Origin of the sequence: Xanthomonas sp. SS, from assembly GCF_014236835.1 — a bacterium.
GTDB lineage: Bacteria > Pseudomonadota > Gammaproteobacteria > Xanthomonadales > Xanthomonadaceae > Xanthomonas_A.
Genome location: NZ_CP051190.1, coordinates 1,942,202 through 1,962,503, shown reverse-complemented (window position 1 = coordinate 1,962,503; position 20,302 = coordinate 1,942,202). Strand labels below are relative to the sequence as shown.

18 protein-coding genes are annotated in these 20,302 nt (G+C 68.8%); 12 read left to right on the top strand and 6 right to left on the bottom strand.

Features of this window, described 5'->3' with window-relative positions; genetic code table 11:
• Nucleotides 1-495 precede the first annotated feature (495 nt).
• The 3 genes from HEP74_RS07960 to HEP74_RS07950 all read right to left on the bottom strand — a co-directional run bounded on the left by HEP74_RS07960 (nucleotide 496) and on the right by HEP74_RS07950 (nucleotide 3,281).
• Complete coding sequence (locus HEP74_RS07960) at nucleotides 496-2,067, bottom strand: SulP family inorganic anion transporter (RefSeq protein WP_524540774.1); 1,572 nt, start codon at nucleotides 2,065-2,067, stop codon at nucleotides 496-498.
• Between the two features lie 11 nt (nucleotides 2,068-2,078).
• Nucleotides 2,079-2,768: a carbonic anhydrase gene (locus tag HEP74_RS07955; RefSeq protein ID WP_185815963.1), complete on the bottom strand. Its 690-nt coding sequence runs from the start codon at nucleotides 2,766-2,768 to the stop codon at nucleotides 2,079-2,081.
• A gap of 180 nt (nucleotides 2,769-2,948) precedes the next feature.
• The gene (locus HEP74_RS07950) at nucleotides 2,949-3,281 is read right to left on the bottom strand and encodes a hypothetical protein (RefSeq protein WP_185815962.1); all 333 of its coding nucleotides are present in this window, start codon (nucleotides 3,279-3,281) and stop codon (nucleotides 2,949-2,951) included.
• A 290-nt stretch (nucleotides 3,282-3,571) separates the two neighbouring features.
• Here HEP74_RS07950 and HEP74_RS07945 point away from each other — a divergent pair, with 290 nt between their 5' ends.
• From HEP74_RS07945 to HEP74_RS07890, 12 genes are all read left to right on the top strand, one after another.
• On the top strand, nucleotides 3,572-4,822 hold the full coding sequence (locus HEP74_RS07945; RefSeq protein WP_185815961.1) for an OprO/OprP family phosphate-selective porin: 1,251 nt from the start codon (nucleotides 3,572-3,574) through the stop codon (nucleotides 4,820-4,822).
• 166 nt (nucleotides 4,823-4,988) lie between these two features.
• A complete protein-coding gene (pstS, locus tag HEP74_RS07940) occupies nucleotides 4,989-6,008 on the top strand; it encodes a phosphate ABC transporter substrate-binding protein PstS (protein WP_185815960.1) in 1,020 nt (339 codons plus the stop codon).
• 464 nt (nucleotides 6,009-6,472) lie between these two features.
• Nucleotides 6,473-7,573: a phosphate ABC transporter substrate-binding protein PstS gene (gene pstS / locus HEP74_RS07935; RefSeq protein ID WP_185815959.1), complete on the top strand. Its 1,101-nt coding sequence runs from the start codon at nucleotides 6,473-6,475 to the stop codon at nucleotides 7,571-7,573.
• Nucleotides 7,574-7,813: 240 nt separating this feature from the next.
• Nucleotides 7,814-8,788, top strand: coding sequence for a phosphate ABC transporter permease subunit PstC (gene pstC, locus HEP74_RS07930; protein ID WP_185815958.1), 975 nt, complete (start codon nucleotides 7,814-7,816; stop codon nucleotides 8,786-8,788).
• Nucleotides 8,789-9,655: a phosphate ABC transporter permease PstA gene (gene pstA, locus HEP74_RS07925; protein ID WP_003467254.1), complete on the top strand. Its 867-nt coding sequence runs from the start codon at nucleotides 8,789-8,791 to the stop codon at nucleotides 9,653-9,655. It abuts the gene before it with no gap.
• Nucleotides 9,656-9,674: 19 nt separating this feature from the next.
• Nucleotides 9,675-10,502 (top strand): phosphate ABC transporter ATP-binding protein PstB, encoded by an 828-nt coding sequence (gene pstB / locus HEP74_RS07920; protein WP_185815957.1) that lies wholly within the window; start codon nucleotides 9,675-9,677, stop codon nucleotides 10,500-10,502.
• A gap of 70 nt (nucleotides 10,503-10,572) precedes the next feature.
• Nucleotides 10,573-11,283, top strand: coding sequence for a phosphate signaling complex protein PhoU (gene phoU / locus HEP74_RS07915; RefSeq protein WP_185815956.1), 711 nt, complete (start codon nucleotides 10,573-10,575; stop codon nucleotides 11,281-11,283).
• Nucleotides 11,284-11,639: 356 nt separating this feature from the next.
• Entirely contained in the window at nucleotides 11,640-12,002 is a 363-nt protein-coding gene (locus tag HEP74_RS07910) for an HvfA family oxazolone/thioamide-modified RiPP metallophore (RefSeq protein ID WP_185815955.1), read from the top strand.
• Nucleotides 11,989-12,873, top strand: coding sequence for an HvfB family MNIO-type RiPP peptide maturase (locus HEP74_RS07905; protein ID WP_185815954.1), 885 nt, complete (start codon nucleotides 11,989-11,991; stop codon nucleotides 12,871-12,873). Before HEP74_RS07910 ends, HEP74_RS07905 begins: the two co-directional genes overlap by 14 nt.
• On the top strand, nucleotides 12,866-13,612 hold the full coding sequence (locus HEP74_RS07900; RefSeq protein WP_185815953.1) for an HvfC family RiPP maturation protein: 747 nt from the start codon (nucleotides 12,866-12,868) through the stop codon (nucleotides 13,610-13,612). The genes HEP74_RS07905 and HEP74_RS07900 overlap by 8 nt, the downstream gene beginning before the upstream one ends.
• 301 nt (nucleotides 13,613-13,913) lie before the next feature.
• Nucleotides 13,914-14,558: a ribonuclease T gene (gene rnt, locus HEP74_RS07895; protein WP_185815952.1), complete on the top strand. Its 645-nt coding sequence runs from the start codon at nucleotides 13,914-13,916 to the stop codon at nucleotides 14,556-14,558.
• Between the two features lie 154 nt (nucleotides 14,559-14,712).
• Nucleotides 14,713-15,009, top strand: coding sequence for a hypothetical protein (locus HEP74_RS07890; protein ID WP_185815951.1), 297 nt, complete (start codon nucleotides 14,713-14,715; stop codon nucleotides 15,007-15,009).
• Between the two features lie 164 nt (nucleotides 15,010-15,173).
• Here the strand turns inward: HEP74_RS07890 and HEP74_RS07885 are convergent, their stop codons facing one another.
• The 3 genes from HEP74_RS07885 to HEP74_RS07875 all read right to left on the bottom strand — a co-directional run bounded on the left by HEP74_RS07885 (nucleotide 15,174) and on the right by HEP74_RS07875 (nucleotide 20,280).
• Nucleotides 15,174-18,173 carry a diguanylate cyclase gene (locus tag HEP74_RS07885; RefSeq protein ID WP_524540773.1) on the bottom strand — a complete coding sequence of 1,000 codons (3,000 nt, stop codon included), beginning with the start codon at nucleotides 18,171-18,173 and terminating at the stop codon, nucleotides 15,174-15,176.
• Nucleotides 18,174-18,726: 553 nt separating this feature from the next.
• Nucleotides 18,727-19,473 (bottom strand): 23S rRNA (guanosine(2251)-2'-O)-methyltransferase RlmB, encoded by a 747-nt coding sequence (rlmB, locus tag HEP74_RS07880; protein ID WP_003467227.1) that lies wholly within the window; start codon nucleotides 19,471-19,473, stop codon nucleotides 18,727-18,729.
• Nucleotides 19,474-19,809: 336 nt separating this feature from the next.
• A complete protein-coding gene (locus HEP74_RS07875) occupies nucleotides 19,810-20,280 on the bottom strand; it encodes a GFA family protein (RefSeq protein ID WP_185815950.1) in 471 nt (156 codons plus the stop codon).
• Nucleotides 20,281-20,302: the final 22 nt, after the last annotated feature.

Genomic DNA, 20,302 nt, shown 5'->3' with positions numbered 1-20,302 from the left:
CACAAAAGCTTCCCCAGCGCAGCCGAGCTGCAAGGCCTTTTGTGGGAGGGGCTTCAGTCCCGACTGCATGCCAGTTCGGAACATCCGCCGCTTCGCTCGTCGCGGCTGAAGCCGCTCCTACAACGGCCTGCGAATAGCCGTAAGGGTGCACTGTAGGAGCGGCTTCAGCCGCGACAGCTCGCGCAGCCGGAAGACCCATCGCGGCGTTCGTCGCGACCGAAGTCGCTCCCATAAAAGCTTCCCAAGCGCAGCCGAGCTGCAAGGCCCTTTGTGGGAGGGACTTCAGTCCCGACGCATGCCAGTTCGGAACATCCACCGCTTCGCTCGTCGCGGCTGAAGCCGCTCCTACAACGGCCTGCGAATAGCCGGCCGGGTGCACTGTAGGAGCGGCTTCAGCCGCGACAATGTCCGAAGCCGAATGCCCACAGCTGCACTCGTCGCGACCGAAGCCACTCCTGCACGATTCCCGTGGACACGCATCAGAACGACGCGCCGCTACGCCGCGCGCTGCCCCTCCACGCGCCGGTCCAGTTCCTTCCAGTCCACCACCAGCGCGCAGCCGCGGGCGGCGGCGTTGCGGCTCCAGTCGCGCAGCAGTTCCAGGCAGGCATGGTCGACGTGATGCAGCCGCGCCACGTCCAGGTGCAGCTCGGTGTTGGGCGGTAGCCGCTCCAGGGTCCGCGCCATCGTCGGCACGCGCAGGAAGGTCGCCGAACCCTCCAGCGACAGGCGCAGCTTGCCGGCACCGGCCGCGGCGCTACTGCCTGCATCCTCGTGCGCATGCACGCCGACCTTCAGCCGCGACTGCTGCAGCGCCAGCCGCAACAGCGACAACGCGAAACCGATCAGCACGCCGGTGAGCAGGTCGGTGGCGACGATGGCGAAGGTGGTCGCCAGGTAGATCGCGGCGGTGCCGCGGCCGTAGGCGGCCAGGTCGCGCACCTGCCCGAGCTTGACCATCTTCAGACCGGTGTAGACCAGGATGCCGGCCAGGCACGCCACCGGGGTCATCCGCAGCAACCACGGCAGCAGCAGCGCGAACACCAGCAGCCAGCCGGCGTGCAGGATGGTGGACATGCGCGTGGCCGCGCCGGCCTGCACGTTGGCCGCGCTGCGCACGATCACCCCGGTCATCGGCAACGCGCCGAGAAAGCCGCACAGCATGTTGCCCACGCCCTGCGCGGCGAGTTCGCGGTCGTAGTGGGTGCGCGGGCCGTCGTGCATGCGGTCCACCGCGGCCGCCGACAAAAGCGTCTCGGCGCTGGCGATGAAGGCGAAGGTGAAAGCCGACAGCAGCAGCGTCGCGTCGAACACGCCGAGCATCTCGGCCAAGGTCGGGGTCTGGATCGCCGAGAACAGGTTGGCCGGCACGTCGACCTTGCGCACGTCCATGCCCTGCAACTGCACCAGCGCGGTCATCGCCACCACCGCCAGCAAGGCGCCGGGCACGAAGCGCAGCGGTTGCGGCCGCAGCCGCTCCCAGGCCAGCATGATCGCGATGGTGCCCAGGCCGACCAACAGCGCGGCGCGACCCACGCCCGCCTCCAGCGCCTGCCACAGCACCGCCGGCAAGGCGGCGAAATTCTCCAGCCCGCGCGCCTTCGGCGCCGCATCCATCAGCACGTGCGATTGCGAGGCGACGATCAGGATGCCGATGCCCGAGAGCATGCCGGCGACCACCGCCGGCGAGGTCATGCGGAACCACACCCCGGCCCGGCACAGCCCGGCGATCAACTGGATCGCGCCGGCCAGCAGGATCACCGGCCCCAACGCGGCCACGCCATGCTGGCGGACCAGTTCGAACACCAGCACGGCCAAGCCGGCGGCCGGGCCGCTGACCTGCAGCGGCGAGCCGGCGATCATGCCGACCACCAGGCCGCCGACGATGCCGGTGATCAGGCCGGCGGCCGGCGGCATGCCCGAGGCGATGGCGATGCCCATGCACAGCGGCAGCGCGACCAGGAACACCACCACCGAGGCCAGCAGGTCGCGGCCGAACGCGCCGTTGCGCAGGTAGCCGGCGAGCGCGGACGCGCCGGCGCGGGAGGGTTCTGTCATGGTTCGCATGTTCGACTCCTTCAGACCGCGACGTTGCGCAGGACCGGCACCAGACGCGGGCGCGGGGTGGCTTCGGGCGCACGCTTGCCCTCTTCCGGCAGCAGCGGCACGAAGCGGCCCTGCTCGGCGTCGAAGGCGCGGATCTCGCCGTGGGCGATGTCGTAGATCCAGCCATGGATGCGCAGCGCGCCGCGTGCCAGTCGCGCCGCCACCACCGGCTGGGTGCGCAGGTGGTCCAGCTGCGACACCACGTTCTCCTCGGTCAGGCAGTGCAGCGCGTCCTCGGGGTGGCCGGCGTGATCGTGCTGCGCGGCGACCTGGCGCGCGCTGTCGGTGTGCTTGAGCCAGGCGGCCACGTTCGGCACGTCCTGCAGCGCGTCGGGATTGAGCACCGCCTTCATCGCGCCGCAGTCGGTGTGGCCGCAGACCACGATGTGCTTCACCTGCAACACTGCCACCGCGTATTCGATCGCCGCGACCACGCCGCTGACGTGCTGCGAGTACGGCGGCACCACGTTGCCGATATTGCGGTAGACGAACAGTTCGCCAGGCTGCGCGGCGAACATCAGTTCCGGCATCACCCGCGAATCGGCGCAGGTGATGAACAGCGTATGCGGGGTCTGACCGCCGGCCAGTTGCCGGAACAGGCCGCGCTGGCGCGGATAGACCTCTTTGCGGAAGTGGCGGAAACCATCGAGCAGACTTTCCATGGGGGGAACCTCGGGACAAGGGAAAGGCGTCGCCGCGGCGGATGCCGCAGAACGGGGAACAGAGAGCGAGAGCCAAAGCGCGGGCGCACTTTGCGAGTGCCGCAGGCGCTGGCGGGCGGTGGAAGTTGGATCGGCGATCGATCCCAAGGCCAGCGGCCGAGCGGGATCGGATCCGCCAGCTCAGCCGCTGGGAGGTCGCAGGCGCGGCTGCGGATGGGTGCCGGCGCCGTGCCACGCCGCCGGCTCGGGCCAGGTCGGCGCGATGCGCACTGGCCGCCATGGCGCGGCCGGCAGCACCGGTGTGTCGTCGTACGCGAGTTGATCGGCACTGCTGCGCGATGCGTCTTCCTGCGCATCCGCCGCCTGCATGTCCGGCGCAGCGGCCTGGCCGATGGCGGCCGGCGTCGGCGGCGCTGCCGTCGGCGCCGAGCGCAACGCCGGCATCAGCGCCAGCAGTGCGATCAGCAACAGCGCGGCGAGGATCGGCATCCGTTTGCGGGCATGCGAGTTCATGTCTCCACGCTACCCAGCGGGTCCGCGACCGACAAGTGGTGCAGCGCACAAAAGAGCCAATCGATGGCGCGCTGGCGAGACGATGCCGTGCTTTGTGATGTCCGTCGTGCGCCACGACCGGCATGCGGCGTTTCATCTGCGCGCCATCGGACCGCAACATGGCGCGCGTCCAATGGCGCAAAGGACGCGGTGGCGTGCAGCGGCGTGCGCGGCGACCGTCCACCAACTGTCACATTTACGCAATCTTCACATATTAGCCTGCGCGCATCTTCCCACCGCCCAGGCAACCCATGAAACTGTCTCGCACCCTCCTCTCGGCAGCCGTGCTCACCGCCGTGTTCGCGCCTGCCGCGCACGCCGAAATCGCCATCGACGTGATCGGCGGTTCGGAAGTCTCCTTCGAAGGCCTGGTCCAGGCCGACGGCAACTGGTACGACAACGACGTCCAGGACCTCAACGGCACCACCGGCAACAACGGCAAGAACTCCGAGTTCGGCATCCGCCGCGCCGAGCTGGTGGTCAAGGGCAAGGGCCCGGGCAACTTCGAGTGGGTTGCCGGCTACGATGCCAGCGTCCTGCGCGAGTCGGCCAACAACGGCACCACCGTGCGCAGCACCGGCAAGTTCCTGGACAACAACATCAAGTACAAGTTCGGCGGCAACGCCAACAACTTCCTGCAGCTCGGCCAGTACAAGCAGCCCAACAGCCTGGAAGAACTGTCCAGCACCAAGAACAACGACTTCATCTCCAAGGCCTCGGTCACCAACACCTACGCGGTGTCGCGTCGGCTCGGCGGCGCGGTCGGCTACGGCGACAACAACTGGAGCGTGGTCGGCAGCGTGTTCGGCCGCGAGCTGAGCCGCAACCTGGCGCACGGCAGCGGCTACGGCGCGCGCGGCACCTTCGCGCCGATCAACGAGGCGGGCAACATCCTGCACTTCGGCCTGAGCTACGTGAACTACGACACCGACGCCGACACGCTGCGCCTGCGCGCGCGTCCGGACGCCGACCTGGCCTCGGTGCGCCTGGTCGACAGCGGCAACCTGACCAACACCGACCGCATCGGCGTGATCGGCGGCGAAGCGATGTGGGTCAGCGGCCCGTTCAAGACCCAGGCCGAGTACTACAACGCCAAGGTCGAGCGCTACGGCTCCAGCGACAACTACAGCAGCGACGGCTGGTACCTCAGCGGCGTGTGGAACATCACCGGCGAGACCTGGGGCTACAAGGCCGGCGTGCCGACCACCCCGCTGCCGAACGAGCCGGCCAGCGGCATGTGGCAGCTGGGCGTGCGCTACGACAGCATCGATATGAACGACGGCGACCTGATCGCGCGTCCGGTCGGCGCACCGCTGGTCGACGGCGTGCTTGGCGGCAAGATGAGCACCTGGACGGTCGGCGCCAACTGGTACTGGCGTTCCAACTTCAAGCTGGCGCTGAACTACGTGATGGTGGACAGCAGCAAGTACAGCAGCACCACCCGCGGCAACGTCAGCGACAAGCCGAACATCCTCGAAGCGCGCGCGCAGTTCTACTGGTAATCGCCGCGGCCCGATGCAGCGCGCGGCGCATGCCGTGCGCTGCATCGGCGCCATGCTCCACTGCAGCGTCATGTTTCCGTCATGTACCAGCCCCGGCACCGTCATCGAACGGTTATGTAATGCCCGCATGCGGTGCCCCGCATACCACCCTTCAGGAGCTTCCTCCGTGATCCTCTCGCTCAAATCCCGCGTCGCGGCTGCCGCCGTCGCCGCGTCGTTCGTGTTCGCCGCCAACGCCGCCGATGTCACCGGCGCGGGCGCCTCGTTCATCTATCCGGTCATGTCCAAGTGGTCGGCCGACTACAACACCGCCACCGGCAAGAAGGTCAACTACCAGTCGATCGGTTCCGGCGGCGGTATCGCCCAGATCAAGGCGGCCACGGTCGACTTCGGTTCTTCCGATGCGCCGCTGAAGCCCGACGACCTGGCCGCATCCGGCCTGGCCCAGTTCCCGTCGGTGATCGGCGGCGTGGTGCCGGTGGTCAACGTGCAGGGCATCGCCCCGGGCGCGCTGAAGCTGGACGGCAAGACCCTGGCCGACATCTTCCTGGGCAAGGTCAAGACCTGGAACGACCCGGCGATCGTCGCCCTGAACCCGGGCGCGAAGCTGCCCGACGCCAAGATCACCGTGGTGCACCGCTCCGACGGTTCGGGCACCAGCTTCAACTTCACCAACTACCTGTCCAAGGTCAACCCGGACTGGAAGAGCAAGGTCGGCGAAGGCACCGCGGTCCAGTGGCCGGTCGGCATCGGCGGCAAGGGCAACGAAGGCGTCGCCGCTTACGTCAAGCAGATCAAGGGCGGCATCGGCTACGTCGAGCTGTCGTATGCGCTGCAGAACAAGATGGCCTACACCGCGATGAAGAACGCCGCCGGCAAGTTCGTGCAGCCCAGCGACGAGAGCTTCGCCGCCGCTGCCGCCAGCGCCGATTGGGCCAACGCCAAGGACTTCTACCTGGTGATGACCAACGCCCCGGGCGAGGCCTCGTGGCCGATCACCGCGACCAACTTCATCCTGGTCCACAAGCAGCCGAAGAACCAGGCCAGCGCCAAGGCCACCAAGGACTTCTTCAAGTGGGTCTACGCCAATGGCGACGCCCAGGCCAAGCAGCTGGACTACGTGCCGCTGCCGGACGCGCTGGTCAAGCAGATCGACGCTTACTGGAGCGCCAACCTGAAGTATTGATCGGCTCTCTCTCCGCCGATCGTTACCCGACGCGGGCCCCTCACGGGGTCCGCGTTTTTTATTTCTTCTCCCACTGGCTCCCTGCCGCCCCCCCTTTCCCATTGGGAGAAGGTGCCCGCAGGGCGGATGAGGGTAGGCGCGAGGCGGTGCCTGATCGGGACGCGAAGCAGCGCCTGATACCGCAAGACATACAGCAGGGCAAAGCGGTCCCGGATGCCGCAGGATGTATGGGCGCCGCCGGATACACGATGCAAGTACGGCCGCAGCGAAGCCGCCCAGCTGCGCGTGGCTTCGCCCGTACCCTCACCCCCGACCCCTCTCCCGACGGGAGAGGGGAGCGAAGCGGTTGTTTTCCTTGACCAATTTCACGCACGGGCAGCGGCGTCATGAGGCTGTAACAAAAACATCATTTCATAGCGAACATCCGCCGGACCTTCCGGCCCTCTTCGCTACGGAGTGACCCCATGAAATTGCAGCCGGCACGCTTTGCCGTTCTGTCCCTGGCCCTCGCCTTCGCCGTCACTGCCTGCCAGCCGGGCAATGGCGACAAGCCGCAGGGTGCCGCCGATGCGGCAGGTGGTGCGCCCGCAGCCGCTCCGGCCGACGGCGCCAAGACCGCCGCGGAAATCTCCGGCGCCGGCGCGTCCTTCATCTATCCGCTGGTGTCCAAGTGGTCGGCCGACTACCACACCGCCACCGGCAACAAGATCAACTACCAGTCGATCGGCTCCGGCGGCGGCATCGCCCAGATCAAGGCCGGCACGGTCGATTTCGGTTCCTCCGACAAGCCGCTGGACAGCGCCGAGCTGGCCGCCGCAGGCCTTGGCCAGTTCCCGTCGGCGATTGGGGGCGTCGTGCCGGTGATCAACATGGACGGCATGGAAGCGGGCAAGCTGAAGCTGACCGGCAGCGTGCTGGCCGACATCTTCCTCGGCAAGGTCACCACCTGGAACGATCCGGCGATCGTCGCGCTGAACCCGGGCACCACCCTGCCCAGCACCAAGATCAACCTGGTGCACCGCTCCGACGGCTCTGGCACCAGCTTCAACTTCACCAACTACCTGTCCAAGGTCAGCCCGGAGTGGAAGAGCAAGGTCGGCGAAGGCACCTCGGTACAGTGGCCGGGCGGCGTCGGCGGCAAGGGCAACGAAGGCGTGGCCTCGTACGTGCAGCAGATCAAGGGCTCGATCGGCTACGTCGAACTGGCCTACGCGCTGCAGAACAAGATGCCGTACGCCTCGCTGCAGAATGCGGCCGGCAACTGGGTCCAGCCCAACGCCGAAAGCTTCGCCGCGGCGGCCGCGTCTGCCGACTGGGCCAACGCCAAGGACTTCAACCTGGTCATCACCAACGCCGCCGGCGCGCAGGCGTGGCCGATCACCGCCACCAACTTCATGCTGATGCACAAGCAGCCCAAGGATGCGGCGCGCAGCAAGGCGACCCTGGAGTTCTTCAAGTGGGCGTTCGAGAAGGGCCAGCCGCAGGCCAACGACCTGCACTACGTGCCGCTGCCGCCGGAACTGGTGCAGCAGATCGAGGCGTACTGGGCCAAAGAGTTCAAGTAAGCGCCACCCCGCTTCCGCCCTCGCCGGCGGAAGCAGGTGCGCGGCGGCAGGACGCGCCGCGCACTTAAATCCCGCCCGGCGTCGCTGCAGGCAGCGCCGGGCGCCGCATCGGTACGACGTATTCCGGACTTTCGGGTTCCCGCCTGCGCGGGAGCGACGCAGCCACCCACCGCGCGCGGCCACCGCCGCCGCGGCAACGATCGGATCGCGCCACCGCGCGCTCCGGCAAACACCGAGCCCATGAACGCCACTGTCATTCCCGAAGCGATATCGGCGCCCAGCGGACGCGACCTGCGCGACGCCCGTGCCGACCGTCTGTTCCGCTGGACGCTCACCGCCACCGTCGTCTTCGTCCTCATCGCCCTGGCCAGCGCGGCGCTGTCGATGCTGTGGGGCGGCCGCCACGCCTTGCAGATGCAGGGCCTGAGCTTCTTCTATTCCAGCGAATGGAATCCGGTCGAGAACAAGTACGGCGCGCTGGCGCCGATCTACGGCACCCTGGTCACCGCCATGATCGCGATGCTGATCGCGGTCCCGGTGAGCTACGGCATCGCGTTCTTCCTCACCGAAGTGTCGCCGCGCTGGCTGCGCGGCCCGATCGGTACCGCCATCGAGCTGCTGGCCGGCATCCCGTCGATCATCTACGGCATGTGGGGCCTGTTCGTGCTGGTGCCGGTGATGACCGAATACGGCACGCCGTGGCTCAACGACCACATCGGCACGCTGCCGGTGATCGGCCCGATGTTCCAGGGCCCGCCACTGGGCATCGGCCTGCTCACCGCCGGCTTCGTGCTGGCGATCATGGTGATCCCGTTCATCTCCTCGGTGATGCGCGAAGTGTTCCTGACCGTGCCGACGCGCCTGAAGGAATCGGCCTACGCGCTGGGTTCGACCAAGTGGGAAGTGAGCTGGGACATCGTCCTGCCCTACACCCGCTCGGCGGTGATCGGCGGCATCTTCCTGGGCCTGGGCCGCGCGCTCGGCGAGACCATGGCGGTGGCGTTCGTGGTCGGCAACACGGTGCGGCTGTCGCCGTCGCTGCTGGAACCGGGCACCACCATCGCCGCGCTGATCGCCAACGACTTCGGCGAGGCCACCGAAACCTACCGCTCGGCGCTGCTGCTGCTGGGCTTCGTGCTGTTCATCGTGACCTTCGTGGTGCTGGCGATCGCTCGCCTGATGCTGCAGCAACTGTCGCGCCGGGAGGGCAACTAAATGGCCGCCGACATCGCCGACCGCCTGTACAACCGCCGCCGCGTGGTCAACGTGTTCGCGCTGCTGCTGTCCTGCCTCACCGCGCTGTTCGGGCTAGCGTTCCTGGGCTGGATCCTGTGGACCCTGCTGTCCAAGGGCATCGCCGGCATCAACATCGACCTGTTCACCCGCATGACCCCGCCGCCGGGCGAAGAAGGCGGCCTGGCCAATGCGTTCTTCGGCAGCGCGGTGATGTGTGGCCTGGCGCTGCTGATCGGCACCCCGCTGGGCGTGGCCGCCGGCACCTGGCTGGCCGAATACGGCAATGCGCGCAAGACCGGCCAGGTGGTGCGCTTCGTCAACGACATCCTGCTGTCGGCGCCGTCGATCGTGCTCGGCCTGTTCGTGTACACGCTGTACGTGATGCAGACCGGCGGGCGCTTCTCGGCGATGGCCGGCGCGCTGTCGCTGGCTTTCATCGTGCTGCCGGTGGTGGTGCGCACCACCGACGAAATGCTGCGCCTGGTGCCTTCGCAGATGCGCGAAGCGGCGCTGTCGCTGGGTATCCCGCAGTGGAAGGTGACGGTGCAGGTGCTGTACCGCAGCGCCTCGGCCGGCATCGTCACCGGCGTGCTGCTGGCGCTGGCGCGCATCAGCGGCGAGACCGCGCCGCTGCTGTTCACCGCCTTCGGCAACCAGTACTGGAACAACAACGTGATGCAGCCGATGGCGAGCGTGCCGGTGGTGATGAACTCCTTCGCCGGCAGCCCCTACCCGAGCTGGCAGCAGCTGGCCTGGTCCGGCGCGCTGGTGCTCACCGTGTTCGTGCTGCTGGTCAGCCTCGGCGCGCGCGGCCTGCTGCGCCGCTACAAGACTTCCAACGATTGATTCCCCTATGGAACCGGCCATGAACGATCACCACAACACCGCACCGATGCACCGCATCGCCATGCCCGCCGGACACACCGCGCTGGCGCCATCGCCGGTCAAGGTGGCCGCGCGCGGCCTGGACTTCTACTACGACAAGTACCACGCGCTGAAGGGCATCAACATCGAGGTGCCGGAAAAGCGCGTCACCGCGTTGATCGGCCCGTCCGGTTGCGGCAAGTCGACCCTGCTGCGCATCTTCAACCGCATCTATGCGCTGTATCCGAAGCTGGAGGCGCGCGGCGAGGTGCTGCTGGACGGCGAGAACATCCTGTCGCCGAAGTACCCGATGAACCGCCTGCGCAGCAAGGTCGGCATGGTGTTCCAGAAGCCGGTGCCGTTCCCGATGACCATCTTCGAGAACGTCGCCTACGGCATCCGCCACCACGAGAAGCTGTCCAAGGCGGACATGACCGATCGCGTCGAGCAGGCGCTGCGCCAGGGCGCGCTGTGGGACGAGGTCAAGGACAAGCTCGGGCAGAGCGCGCTGGGCCTGTCCGGCGGCCAGCAGCAGCGCCTGTGCATCGCCCGCGCCGTCGCCCTGCGCCCGGACGTGCTGCTGCTCGACGAGCCGACCTCGGCGCTGGACCCGATTTCCACCAGCCGCATCGAGCAACTGGTCGAAGAGCTGAAGAACGACTACACCATCGTCATCGTCACCCACAACATGCAGCAGGCCGCGCGCGTGTCCGACTACACCGCCTTCATGTACCTGGGCGACCTGATCGAACACGACCGCACCGAGATCATCTTCTCGCAGCCCAGCAAGCAGCAGACCGAAGACTACATCACCGGCCGCTTCGGCTGAGACGCCCGACGCCAGCCCCGCGACGCCAGGACGGCCGCGGCGACACTAACGAAACCAACGGACCTACGACATGAACACCCAGCCGAACGAGCACATCGTGAAGAGCTACGACGAAGAACAGCACCGCATCGCCGCGGAAATCGTGCGCATGGGCGAGACCGCGGTGGCGCAGCTGGAAGCGGCCCTGGACGTGGTCGAACGCCGCGACGACAACGCCGCGCTGCGCATCGTGGTCAACGACGAAGCGATCGACGCGCTCGAGCATGCGATCAGCAGCGACGTGATGCGGCTGGCGCTGCGTGGACCGATGGCGCGCGACCTGCGCGAGATCCTCGCCGGCCTGCGCATCCCGGCCGACATCGAACGCATCGGCGACTACGCGGCGAACGTGGCCAAGCGCTCGATCGCGCTGAACACCTCGCCGCCGATGCCGCAGACGCTGGGCCTGCGCCAGCTCGGCAAGCTCGCCGCGCAGCAGGTCCGCGAAGCGCTGCTCGCCTACCGGAGCAACGACGCCGACGCCGCGCTGCGGGTCCGCCAGGGCGATGCGCTGCTGGACGCGCAGTACACCGCGCTGTTCCGCGAACTGCTGACCTACATGATGGAGGATCCGCGCAACATCACCCCGTGCACGCATCTGCTGTTCATGGCCAAGAACCTGGAGCGGATCGGCGACCACGCCACCAACATCGCCGAGAACGTGTGGTTCCTGGTGCATGGCGACCAGCCGCTGCCGCCGCGCGACAAGCGCGACGAAACCAGCAGCACCTCGGGCATCTGAAGTCCGGATTCAAGCGGCTCCGACGCATTCGATACGTGGCGAAACATAGCGACGCGTGCAAATGATGGAATCGCCAGGAAACGCCTATTCACCTGCTGGCGCCTAGTGTGTGGGAACGCGTGGAGCCGTTCTCCACCGACCGCCCGACAGGTCGCCACCAGCGTGATCAGCAGCGTCATCGCCAACAGCCGCTGAGGCTGCAGCGCAAGGCGCGATCGGAAGGCCCCGCTTCGGCGGGGCCTTTTCGTTGCGCACGGCGCAACGCCGCATGCGGCGGACGGCGCCAGCGGGTACGCTTGGCGGACACCGCCAGCGTGGCGACGTCGGCACCACATCCGTCTGCCAGGAGAGTCCGCATGTCCATCCCCTCGCGTCCGTCCACCGCCCTCGCCGGCGCCGTCCTGCTCGGCGGCCTGGGCATGTCCGCCTCCGCCCTGGCGATGACCGACCTGGCCCAGGGCTATGCGCTAGGCGCCCAGGCCGCGGCGCCGCCGAGCGCCGAGAAGGCAGCGACCGACGTGCCGGCGCAGCCCAGCTCCAAGTCCAAGTCCGCGGATGCCGCCGGCACCGACAAGGCCGCCGAGGGCAGCTGCGGTGCGCATGCGCAGCAAGCCGCCACGGCCAAGCCGGACAAGTCCGCCGCCGCCACGGCCCAGCACGACGACAAGGCGATGGCCGAAGGCAAGTGCGGCGAAGGCAAGTGCGGTGGCGGCGGCTGATTCCGCTCCGCGCAGCCTGGCCGCGGCCAGCGCCGGACTCGGCCTGCGCCGCGGCCTGCTGCCGGAACTGCTGCAGGCCGCGCCGGCCGCGTTCGATTTTCTCGAGTGCGCGCCGGACAACTGGATCGGCGTCGGCGGCCGCCTGGGCGCGATGCTGGACACGCTGGCCGCGCGCCATCCTCTGAGCTGCCATGGCCTGTCGCTGTCGCTCGGCGGCATCGCGCCGCTGGACGCGGACCTGCTGCGGCAGACCCGGCAATTCCTGGATCGGCACCGTGTCGCCTTGTACAGCGAACACCTGAGCTACAGCGCCGACGACGGCCAGCTCTACGAACTGCTGCCGCTGCCGTTCACCGATGAAGCGGTGCGCCATGCCGGCGCGCGTATCGCCCAGGCGCAGGATGCGCTGGGCCGGCGCATCGCGGTGGAGAACGTGTCCTACTACGCCGCGCCCGGCCAGGCGTTGAGCGAAGCCGAGTTCGTTGCGGCGATCCTGGCCGAAGCCGACTGTGACCTGCTGCTCGACGTCAACAACGTCTGCGTCAACGCCGCCAACCACGGTTACGACGCCCTCGCCTTCCTCGCCGCGATGCCGAGCGCGCGCATCGCCTCGTACCACATCGCCGGGCATCGCGACGACGCCGCCAGCGCGCTGAAGATCGACACCCACGGCGCGGCGGTGGCCGCGGACGTGTGGGATCTGCTCGACGCCGCCTACCGCCTGCACGGAGTGCGCCCGACCCTGCTGGAGCGCGACAGCCAGTTCCCGCCGCTGTCCGAGCTGCTGCACGAGGTGCAGCGCATCCGCGACGCGCAGGCGCAGGCCATATCGGGGCAAGCAGCGCAGATGGCGCAAGTGGCGCATGGCTGACTCCCTGCACGCGCAGCAGTTCGCGTTGGCCCTGCACCTGCGCGATCCGCAGCGGCACGCGCCGCCGCCGGACATCGAGCCGCGACGGCTGGCGGTGTACCGTGCGCTGTTCTTCGACAATATCGCGCAACTGCTCGCATCGCATTTCCCGGTGCTGCACGCCACTCTCGACGAGGATGCATGGCAGGCGCTGCTGCGCGCGTTCTGCGCCCAGCACCGCGCGCGCACGCCGCTGTTCCCGCGCATCGGCGGCGAGTTCGCACGCTTTCTGCAGCAACGCGGCGAGGATGCGCAACGGCCATGGTTGGCGGAACTGGCGCACTACGAAACGGTCGAACTGGAGGTGCAGATCGACGATGCCCCATTGCCGCCGCACGACCCGCACGGCGACCTGCTCGACGGCATTGCGCAGCTCTCGCCCTGGCTGCGCCTGCTGCGCTATCGCTGGCCGGTGCAGCGCATCGGCCCGGCCTGGCAACCGGACGAAGCGCCGGCGCAGGCGACCTGCTTGCTGGCGCGGCGCGATGCCGACGGCCAGGCGCGCTTCGCCGAACTGGCGCCGCTGGCGCATGCGCTGGTGGAGCGGCTGCGCGACGGCGAGCACAGCGGACGCGCGCTGCTGCTGCGCCTGGCAGCCGAGCACGACCAGGACCCGGACGCGCTGCTGCACGACGGTGCCGCGCTGCTCGAGCGCATGCGCCAACAGGGCAGCGTGCTCGGCACCCGCCTGTCGGCCTGAGGTGCGCAACGCGTTAACCAAGCACGGCGGCATTTCGGTCCACCGACCATGCCACTGTAGGAGCGGCTTCAGCCGCGACAGGCCCTATAGGGAACGCCCGTCGCGACTGAAGTCGCTCCCACAACACTTCGCCGACGGCGCCCCTCGATCTGGACGTCGTGCCACCGATCTGCAGAAATTGGTCTCGCCGCGTGCCGCGGCGCCTGTGTCGAAGGCGCGCACCTGACCCGCTCCGTCTTCGCCAAGCCCGCGCGCGCCCTGTCGCGGCGGAGGTTTAGCCGCGCTCTGCTACCCTGCACGCATGAACGATCACGTCGAAAGCCCGTCCCAGCCCCTCGCCGCCACCCCGATGTCGCGGCGTTTCCGCGGCTATCTGCCGGTGGTGGTGGACGTGGAGACCGGCGGCTTCGACTGGAACCGGCATGCGCTGCTGGAGATCGCCGTGGTCCCGATCGAGATGGACGATGCCGGCCAGCTGTACCCGGGCACCACCGCCAGCGCGCATGTGGTGCCGGCGCCCGGTACCGCCATCGACCCGAAGTCGCTGGAAGTCACCGGCATCATCCTCGACCACCCGTTCCGCTTCGCCAAGCCCGAGCGCGAGGCGCTGGACCACGTGTTCGCGCCGGTGCGCGCGGCGGTGAAGAAGTACGGCTGCCAGCGCGCGATCCTGGTCGGCCACAACGCCCATTTCGACCTGAACTTCCTCAATGCCACCGTGGCCCGCTGCGGCCACAAGCGCAACCCGTTCCATCCCTTCAGCGTGTTCGACACCGTGACCCTGGCCGGCATCGCCTACGGCCAGACCGTGCTGGCGCGCGCCGTGCAGGCCGCCGGCTTCGACTGGAACGCTGCCGATGCGCACAGCGCGGTCTACGACACCGAACAGACCGCCCGCCTGTTCTGCAAGATCGCCAATGCGTGGCCGGCACCGCAGATCGGTTGAGGCTCGCTCGGACAGACGCATATTCCGGCAACTGCTCATCTAACCGCCGTGCCTTTGGCAGGCAGCGCATGCGCACCACTTCCTGCGTCGCGGCTAAAAGTTTATTCAAGTCGAAGCTGCTTCTCGGCACAGCTTGACTCAGGCAGTGAAGATCATGGAAACCTTGGCAGAAGTTGCATTTGAGTACATATGGCTGATCCTCTTCGAAAATGAGGACGTCATTGACCTTGACTATTCGGTCAGGTGCCAAGAGTGCCTACCTACCTTCTTTGGCGCTATGACTCCAGAAGAACGATCAGCGTTGTCAGAGGTGGCAAGACAGAGAAAAGATCGCCTTCTCGCACCTCCGGATAAGCATGGATACACGCCACGATCGCTGGTCACAGAAGAGCAAAAGCAATTCCTGAATGACGTTATTTCAGGAGCCATATACGACTTCGGAAGCGAGTAGCTCTAACCACTGGTTCTAGCAGTTTGGGCAGACCTAACGTCGGCCGAAGACTTAACCTAGGCGCTAGACGCCGAGATGAGAAGCAACCAACTCGCAAGGCACATTCTTGTGGCGCGGGGCTTGGCGGCTCATCGCGTCCAGCCCCGCGACCTGCGCGCCCACCATCACCCCACACAAATCCGATCCCGCCCCCCACTCTTCGCCCGATACAGCGCCACGTCCGCGCGCTGCAGCAGCTGACTCGGCGTTTCCTCCCCGCTCAACGCGACCAGGCCCGCGCTGAAGGTCACCCGCAGCGCCGGGGCGTCGGCCCACTGCAGGCGCGCGTGGAACAGGTCGCGCAGGCGCGCGGCCATGCGCTCGGCGTCGGCCAGCGGGGTGTCGCCGAGCAGCACCACGAATTCCTCGCCGCCCAGCCGGGCCGGCAGGTCGGAGCCTCGGCAGGCGCTCAGCAACAGTTGTCCGACCTCGCGCAGCACCGCATCGCCGGTGGCGTGCGAGTAGCCGTCGTTGATCTGCTTGAAGCGATCGATGTCGATCACCAGCAGGCACAGCGGACTGCCGCCGCGCTGTGCGCGGCGCAGTTCGCGCAGCAGCACTTCGTCGAAATGACGGCGGTTCGGCAATCCGGTCAGCGCGTCCTCGTGGGCCTGGCGCTCGAACGCGTCGGCCTGGTCCTGCAGTTCGGACAGCAGCTGGCTCTTGTCGGCGTCGGCGCGCAGCAGCCGCTCGGTCTGCAGTTGCAAGGCGCCGGTGCGCTGCTTGACCAGCCGCTCCAGGCGCAGGTTGCGCCGCTTGTAGCGGGCGATCAGGTAGCGGTACAGCGCCACCAGCGCGAGCAGCAGCGCCAGCGCGGCAGCGGCCTGCACGCTGCCGCGCTGCCACCACAGCGGGGCGACGCTGAACTGCCAGACCGCCTCGCGCGCGCTCCAGGCGCCATCCGGATGCGCCGCGGCCACGCGCAAGGTGTAGTCGCCGGGCGGCAGGCCGATGAATTCGACGCTGCGCTGCTGGCCGCGTTCCACCCAATCCTTGTCCAGGCCGTCGAGCCGGGTGCGGTAGCGGATGCGCTCGGGCAGCAGGTAGCTGAGCCCGACGTAGGACACCGTGATACGCGTGGCGCCCGGCAGGCGCGACTGGCGCCGCCAGTCGAACGCCTGCCCATCCAGCAGCACGTTCTCGATCGCCGCCGGCGGCGGCAGGCGCTCGCGGAAGCGTTGCAGCCGGCGCGGATCGACCGTGCTGATGCCGCCGGCGGTGACCAGCCACACGCTGCCGTCGCCACGCACGATTTCCGATGGGCCGGAACTGCCGTTGCCCTGGGCATTGGCCATGCCGTCGATCTCGTTGTAGCGGCTCACCTGCAGTCTGCCGGCGCGGCCGTCGGCGACCGCGTCCAGCGCGTCGGCGCTGGTCCGCAGCACACCGCGGTTGCTGCTGATCCAGACGTTGCCGAGGCGGTCGCGGACCAACTGGAACACGGCGTCCACCGGCATGCCCTGCTCCAGCCCGACCCGCGCCAGGCGGCCGTCGCGATAACGGTGCAGGCCGCGGTCGGTTGAGATCCACACGTCGCGGCCCAGCGCCTGGAAGCCGAACACGCTGCGCGCGCCGCCCAGCGGTTCCAGCGGCAGCCGCTGCACGCGGCCGTCGCGCAGTACCGAGGCGCCTTCGACCGAGCCGATCCACAACGCGCCGTCGATGCTGGCCAGCGCGGTGATCAGCCCCTGCGGCAAGCCTGGCACGTCGGCGACGCGCGCCTGCTCACCGTCGATGCGCACCAAGCCGCGCTGGGTGCCGATCCACACCGTGCCGGCGCCATCCACGCTGATCGCGCGGACGTGGCCGCTGGGCAGGCCGTCGCCCTTGTCGTAATGGCGGCGCACGCGGCCGTCGCGCAGCCGGTACACGCCGTCGGCGTAGGTACCGACCCACAGGTCGCCGTCGCGGCCGCGTGCCAGGCTCAGCACCGACGGCGCGCTGCCGTCGGCGTTGCGCAGGCCCGACGGCGCGATGCTGCCGTCCGCCGCCATCCGGTCCAGGCCGGCGGCGCTGCCGATCCACAGCGCGCCGTCGGGCGCTTCCAGCAGCGCGCGCGCATAGTCGCCGCTGAGTCCGTCGCGGCGTGTGTAGCTGGTGAACAGGGTTTCGCGCAGCCGGAACAGGCCGCCGTTGGCGCCGATCCAGACGCTGCCCTCGGCGTCTTCGAGCAGGCTCACCACGCGCCCGTTGGGCAGCACCTCGCCCGGCGCCATGTGCTCGATGCCATGCCGGCCGATACGCAGCAGGCCCTGGTTCTCGGTGCCCAGCCACAATGCGCCATCGTGGTCGCGCAGCATCGCGGTGAAGTGGCCGTAGCCCGGCAGGCGCTGCACCAGCACGGCGCGCTCGCCCTGCAGCCGGTACACGTTCTCGCCGGCGACCAGCCACAGCGTGCCGTCGGCGTCGCGGTACGGCCAGGCCAGGCCGGGCGGCAGTCCGAACGATTGCGGCGCGCGCCGCAGCACGCCCTGCGTATCGCGGTACAGCAGGCCGTCGAGGCTGCCGATCCAGACCCGGCCGCGGTCGTCCACGGCGATCCGCGGGAAGCTGTTGGCCAGCGGCAGGTCCGGCGGTGCCGGCTGGTAATCGAAGCGGCCGTCCGGCCACAGGCAGCCCAGGCCGTTGCCTTCGAACAGCAGCCACAGCCGCCCCTGGCGGTCCTCGGTCATGGCGTGGATCAGCGCGCGCGGCCAGCCCGGCGGCTGCCGCCAGAAGCGCCAGTTGCCGGCGCGGTCGTAGCGGCCCAGGTTGCCGCGCGAATCGCTGAGCCACAGTGCGCCGTCGCGGCCGACGTACAGCGCGCCGACGCCGTTGTCGGGCAGGCCGGGACGGGTGCTGCGGTCGATCACCGCGAAGTCCAGGCCGTTGTAGCGCACCAGGCCTTCCCAGGTGGCGAACCACAGGCGTCCGTCCGGGGTCTGCGCCAGGTCGCGCAGCGAGTTGTGCGGCAGGCCATTGCGCGAGGTCCACGCATCCACGGCGTAGTCGCGCAGCGGCGGCGGCCCGGCCGCGGCCGGGTCGGCGGCCGCGGCCGGGCCTATTCCGAGCGACAGCGCGAACAGCGCCAGCAGCAGCCACGCATGCGCGGCGCGGCGGACCGCCGCCGCATGCCTCGACGCCACCACCCTCACCAGGTCGATCCGGCCTGGAGAGCGCTAGCGCATGCCATCGCTCCCCGTGCGGGTCGCACGAGGCTTGCGCATGCGCGGGCTGAACCAGCGAGTCGGGCGGGCGCCGCCGCACCATGACGCCGCGCCGGGCAGACGCCAGCGCGGCTCTGCGGGTCGGTGCTGCCAGGAGGCAATGGGCGCCATGCCCCGGGGCACGGCGGCCGGCCAGGATCGGCGAGACGGGGGCGATGCTGGCTCATTACCGGAACGGAACACGGGAAGAGCGCACATGGTAGGCAAAAATCCGCCGCCGCGGGTGGACGCGCGTGCCGCGCTCAGCTGCGGCGCAGCGGCGCCGCCCATTGCACGCAGGCTTCCAGGCACACCGAGCCAAACATCCGGCACCCACTGTAGGAGCGACTTCAGTCGCGACCAACGAAGCGGGAGAGCCGAACGATGTCGGCCTCGGTCGGGGCTGAAGCCCCTCCTACAAATGCGCCATGCCTGCGCATCCATTTGCTCGTGCAGCAAACCATCCGTGACTCGGGCGCGCGCGTGCAGCGCCTCACCCCATGCGCTGGCGCACCGCCTCGAACAGGGTCACGCCGGTCGCCACCGACACGTTGAGGCTCTCGATGTCGCCCGGCATCGGAATCTTGACCAGGCCGTCGCAGTGCTCGCGGGTCAGCCGGCGCAGGCCGTCGGATTCGCCGCCCAGCACCAGCGCCACATTGCCGCGCAGGTCCTGCGCGTACAGCGAGGTCTCGGCCTCGCCCACCAGGCCGTAGATCCACACGCCCTGCTTCTGCAGGTCGCGCAGGCAGCGCGCCAGGTTGGTCACCGCCACGATCGGAATGCGGTCGGCGGCGCCGGCCGAGGTCTTGCGCACGGTGGCGTTGACCGGCGCCGACTTGTCCTTCGGGATCACCACCGCGGTCGCACCGGCGGCGGCGGCGCTGCGCAGGCAGGCACCCAGATTGTGCGGATCCTGCACCCCGTCGAGCACCAGCAGCAACGCGCGGCCCTCGGCGGCGGCGACCAAGCCTTCCAGTTCGTTCTCGCCCCAGGTGCGCGCCGCCGCATAGCGCGCGGCCACGCCCTGATGCCGCACCGAGCCGCCGACGCCGTCCAGCGCCTGGGTATTCACCCGCCGCACCTCGATGCCCTTGCGCCGCGCGTTCTCCTCGATCTCCACCAGCCGCGGGTTCTTGCTGCCCGCCTCGATCAGCACTTCGCGCACGTTGTCGGCATCGTTCTCGATCGACGAGGCCACGGCGTTGACGCCGACGATCCACTGGTTCTGCTTGCTCATGAGGCGGGGGGCTGCGAGGAAGGAAAGCGGGAATGGTAGGCGTTGCCGGCGCCCACGTCACATCGCCTGCGCCCGAATGACCGCACCGACCGGGCATCCGCGTCATGCGCAGCAGGGCTACGGGACCCGACGGAGCAGCCGCCGCGCAGCGGCGCCGAGCAGACGGCACACGCGGGAATCCCGCTCGCCCGGCACGAACAGAAGCCGTCTACCGCGACCACCGCAACACGCCGAACGCCTACACGGCGGCACTGCACAGTGCCACGCAGGCCTGCGGCGAAAACCCCAAGGAACAGGCCCTGGACCGGCGTGCGGCGCGCTCCGGCGACAGCCCGCTCAGCCCGGCCAACGCTCGGTGTCGTGGTCCGGATGCTGGTGAGACACCAGTTGCGCCAGGAACGGCGCCGCGTCCAGATCGGCCTCGGTACGGATCGACGGCAGCCGATGCAGGCCGTCCACGAACGGCAGCTTGCCTTCCAGCCCGTACTGGATCCGCGGCGGCAGCGCCGCCGGATCGTCGAACGCGCCAGCGGCCACGGCGACGCCGTCCGGCGCCTCGTAGGTCAGCGGCGTGCCGCAGTCGGCGCAGAAGCCGCGCCGCACCAGATTGGAAGACTGGAAATGCTTCGGCGCGCCACGCGTCCACGCCAACTCGGCGCCGCGCGTGGACACCAGCGGCGCGTAATAGGCGCCGAACGCCTTCTGGCACATCCGGCAATGGCAGATCGAGGCGTCGTCGAGCCGGCCGCGCACCCGGAAGCGCACCGCACCGCACTGGCAACCGCCGCTGTAGTCGTCGTGGTCCATATCTGCTCTCCGCTGCGAATCG